The sequence below is a fragment of the Sulfurimonas sp. genome, assembly GCF_016744025.1.
Lineage (GTDB): Bacteria > Campylobacterota > Campylobacteria > Campylobacterales > Sulfurimonadaceae > Sulfurimonas.
In genome coordinates this window covers 1-4,355 of record NZ_JADGFC010000168.1, presented here as the reverse complement: position 1 = coordinate 4,355, position 4,355 = coordinate 1, and the positions used below count along the sequence as shown (strand labels likewise).

Below are 4,355 nucleotides of genomic sequence, written 5' to 3'. Positions count from 1 at the left end.
TTACACTCATATTTAATCCCTATATTTTCTATTTCAATTTTATCATTTTTGAAATAAGAAAACAAATTTTACTGGTTCAGTTTTAGGGGTTCATTATAGAACCAATTGTAGTCTTATTTCCCCACCATGAAGTTGTTTTTTTATATTCAACTTTTTCACTCTCACGACCTTTTTGAGCAGAATAAAAAGTTTTATCCTTTTTAGAGTATATATTTTTATTTGTTGTTGCATGATTTTCAACACTTTTAATAGTATGACAACTAATACATGTTATTCCTTCATGCTGCTGTTTCTCAGTTGTAGCATTTGGAGTATGACATTTTGCACATTTATAGTCACCTTTTGCTTTTGCAGGGTGTTTATCCCATACGGCTTTATGAATCTTATCTTCATATATAGATGATTTTTTATGCATAGAGCTTTGAAACTCAGCAGCGATGGTTGGGTGGCACTTTTTACAGGTTGCACTGTTAGCTGAGTCAGCAGATGCAAATAGTATTGAACTAAGTGCTAAGATGTATATAAAGATCTTTATATAAATGTTCCTTTTAATTATTATAAGTTGTATTCTATCTAAGTTCAAAGAAGTTGACTTGATATATATCAATAAGTAAATCGTCTCTAACATAAATTTGGTATAATCCTTTAATAATTCAAAAGAGGTTGTTTCATGCTTATTCCATCGGACTTACTTAAAGACAAAAAGATACTTTTAGGAGTTACTGGCTCTATTGCTGTATACAAATCATTAGACTTAATTAGACTCTTTGTAAAGGCCGGTGCTGATGTTAAAGTTGTAATGAGTGAATCAGCTAAAAAGTTTGTAACTCCTCTTACTTTTGAGACTCTAACTTCAAACCAAGTATTAGATGACTACAACGAATCTTGGGTAAATGATCATAATCATATAAAGAGTACTGAGTGGGCTGATTTATTTCTTATAGCTCCAGCAACTGCAAACACGATTGCAAAACTTGCTAATGCAATAGCTGATAATATGCTTCTACAATGTGCACTTGCATATCCAGGAGTTAAGATAATAGCACCTTCAGCAAACACCAATATGCTTGAGAATCCAATCACTAAAGCAAACCTTAAAATGTTAGCTATTGCAAACTATGAACTTGTTGCAACACAGACTAAAGAGCTTGCATGTAAAACAACTGGTAATGGCGCAATGGCAGAACCAATAGATGTTTTCTGGCAATCAGCAAGAGTACTTCTAAAAGATGAGTTTTGGAGTGATAGAAGAGTTATAGTTACCGGTGGTGGAACTATAGAAAAAATTGATGATGTGCGTTATCTTTCAAACTTTTCAAGTGGAAAGATGGCTTCATCAATAGCAACTGCCCTTTACTGTAAGGGTGCTGATGTAAATCTAATATCTACAAGATTTGAAGAGAATATTCCACAAGAGATGCACACTATAGATGTTGAAAGTTCAGACGAGATGCTTGAGTATTTAACTGACTCTATACGTATCGCTAAAAAGGGTAAGTTATCAAAAGCTTCTCTTGTGAGAAATGAGCAAATCCACCTAATCCAAAAACAACCTTATCTTTTCATGGCTGCTGCTATAAGTGATTATATCCCATCTCATGTGCAAAGTGGAAAATTGAAAAAAGAGATGCTAGGTGAGACCTTTGAGCTTAGTTTAAAACAAAATGTAGACATATTAAACTCAATTGATAAAAAAGGTATTACTACAGTAGGTTTTAAAGCTGAAATGGCTGAGGAAGTTGCGATGAAAAATGCTTCAAAAATGATAGATACAAAAGAAGTAGATGCAGTGTGTTTAAACATACTAAAAGATTCTTCTAGTTTTGGAAGTGATAATAATAAGATAGAGTTTATAACTCCTGATAAGATTGAATCACTTGCAGATACTGACAAACTAAGTCTTGCATTTGATGTTTTAACTCATGCGAAAAGTCTATAGTAATGAATACAGCTAATCATATAGCCATAATCATGGATGGAAATGGTCGTTGGGCAGAGCTTAGCGGTAAAAAAAGAGTAAAAGGCCATGAGGCTGGGGCTAAAGTAGTAAAAGAGATAACTACATACTGCTCTAAGAACCAAGATATAGAGCGATTAACTCTATATGCCTTTTCTACAGAAAACTGGAAAAGACCTAGGTTAGAAGTAGAGTTTTTAATGAAACTCTTAGAAAAATACTTAAAAAATGAACTACCAGTATACTTAGAAAATAATGTTCGTTTTGAACCTATTGGTGACACAAGAGCATTTTCAAAATCTCTTCAAAAAACGATAAAAGAGGTAGAAGAAAAAACTGCTCATTGCGATGGATTGGTACAATCCTTAGCACTTAACTACGGTGCACAAGATGAAATACTTAGAGCTGTTAATAAGATTAAAAGTTGTGAAGATGATATAACTCAAGAGATGCTAGGTAATGCACTTGATTGTAAGCATAGTGTAGATTTACTTATACGTACAGGAGGAGATCATAGATTATCAAACTTCTTACTATGGCAATCAGCATATGCTGAACTTTTCTTCACAGATACGCTTTGGCCTGACTTTACAACAAATGAGTTAGAAAAAATAGTAAAAAACTTCACTAAGGTTGAACGTCGTTTTGGAGGGTTAAAATAGTGGAGATGCTAATCGCTTTTATTCTAGGAGTGGTAATTGGTTCATTTTTAAATGTTGTTATACTTAGAATACCAAAAGATGAAAGCGTTGTTTTTGTATCATCTCACTGTACATCTTGTAATTCTGCCCTAAAACCTTGGCATAATATTCCTGTTCTTTCATGGATTTTTCTAAGAGGCAGATGCTCATTTTGTAAAACAAGTATATCTATGCAGTATCCAATTATTGAAATAGTTTCTGGTCTTATCTTTTTGACAATAGCTACTAAATATACGCTTACTTTTCCTGCACTTTTAATAGGACTTAGCTTTTTAATGCTTTTATCTCTCTCTGTAATAGACTTTAAATATAAAATGGTTCCAGACTCTCTAAATCTCTTGGCAATGTTTTTTGCAATATTTGGGGCATGGAGTATAAATGGAGTTTTTGTAAATTTTCAAAATGCCCTACTCTTTGCAGGTGGGTTTACACTTCTAATATTTACTCTTTCATACTATCTTACATCGTCTCTTCACAGAGCAGGACAAATAACAAAGACTTCTTGGAATAAATTTTACGATAGAACACCATTTGTTGAAGCTATGGGAGAGGGAGATATCATGGTAGCTGCAACTATGGGAGCACTTCTTGGTCTAAAACTAACTCTTGTTGCTATCTTTTTATCTGCTATTTTGGCTCTTCCTGTTATGCTTATGCTTTTAAATAAATCAGCAGAACAACAAAGAGTTCCATTTGTACCATTTTTAGCACTTGCTACTTTTATGGTTTATATTTATGACTCGCAAGTTTTAGCATATATTGAGGCAAATTATTAATCATGGACAGACTTAGAAAATATATAATCAACAACCTTTACATGATATTCTTATCTATGTTTATGCCTCTATTTGCGATTGCATCTGTTATATTTATGATTAAACTAGCTACTTATACAGCCATAATACAGCTTAGTATTTGGGATATGACTAAACTTTATCTTTTTGTACTTCCTGAGATTTTGTTTTACACACTACCTATTACATTTTTCATAGCAGCTACATTATCACTATTTAAACTCTCTACAGACAATGAGATGGTAGTTCTTTTTGCCCTTGGAATCCATCCAAAGTTCATAATAAAGACACTTTTTAAACCATCCCTACTTCTTAGTATATTGTTAAGTTTTAATTTTTTAGTTCTTTTTCCTCACTCAACTACACTCTCAAGTAACTTCGTTTCTTACAAAAAAAGTGAGGCAAAATTTAACCTCAGTGCTTCTGAGTTTGGGCATAGTTTTGGTGATTGGCTTCTTTATATTGGTGAAGATAATAAGGATGAGACGTACTCTGACGTAATTTTATTCAATAAAAAGAAAAAAGAAGAAATCCTAATTAGTGCTAAAAAAGCAGAAATCATAAACGATGCTGGAATACTTAGACTTAAACTTATTGATGGAGAAGGATACAGTTATTCAAAAGAAGAGTTTTCTCAAATAGACTTTGATACCATGTATATAAACAATACAATGACTACTGACTTGTCAACTTACAAAACACCTCTTGAGTACTGGCAATCTGATGAGAGAAAAGAGAGTAAGACTCAAATGATGATAACTGATACTCTATTAAGTCTTTTTCCTCTTATAAGTCTGTTTTTAGTTGTAAGTATTGGGGTTGTGCATGTAAGGCATCAAAAAGGTAGAATATACCTATATCTATTCTTTGGTGTATTAATTTTTTATGGAATGACTCTAGGAC

The 4,355-nt window shown here is 32.6% G+C and carries 5 protein-coding genes; 4 read left to right on the top strand and 1 reads right to left on the bottom strand.

Annotated elements, in window-relative coordinates:
• Positions 1-82: 82 nt before the first annotated feature.
• Positions 83-628 carry a multiheme c-type cytochrome gene (locus QZZ48_RS14380; RefSeq protein WP_294966949.1) on the bottom strand — a complete coding sequence of 182 codons (546 nt, stop codon included), beginning with the start codon at positions 626-628 and terminating at the stop codon, positions 83-85.
• 42 nt (positions 629-670) lie between these two features.
• Between QZZ48_RS14380 and coaBC the strand changes: the two genes are divergently transcribed.
• The 4 genes from coaBC to QZZ48_RS14360 form a co-directional block, all read left to right on the top strand.
• Positions 671-1,939 (top strand): bifunctional phosphopantothenoylcysteine decarboxylase/phosphopantothenate--cysteine ligase CoaBC, encoded by a 1,269-nt coding sequence (gene coaBC / locus QZZ48_RS14375; RefSeq protein WP_294966948.1) that lies wholly within the window; start codon positions 671-673, stop codon positions 1,937-1,939.
• A 2-nt stretch (positions 1,940-1,941) separates the two neighbouring features.
• Positions 1,942-2,619 carry a di-trans,poly-cis-decaprenylcistransferase gene (locus QZZ48_RS14370; RefSeq protein ID WP_294966947.1) on the top strand — a complete coding sequence of 226 codons (678 nt, stop codon included), beginning with the start codon at positions 1,942-1,944 and terminating at the stop codon, positions 2,617-2,619.
• Positions 2,619-3,434: an A24 family peptidase gene (locus QZZ48_RS14365; protein WP_294966946.1), complete on the top strand. Its 816-nt coding sequence runs from the start codon at positions 2,619-2,621 to the stop codon at positions 3,432-3,434. Before QZZ48_RS14370 ends, QZZ48_RS14365 begins: the two co-directional genes overlap by 1 nt.
• A 2-nt stretch (positions 3,435-3,436) precedes the next feature.
• A partial coding sequence (locus QZZ48_RS14360; protein ID WP_294966945.1) for an LptF/LptG family permease occupies positions 3,437-4,355 on the top strand: 919 nt, incomplete at its 3' end.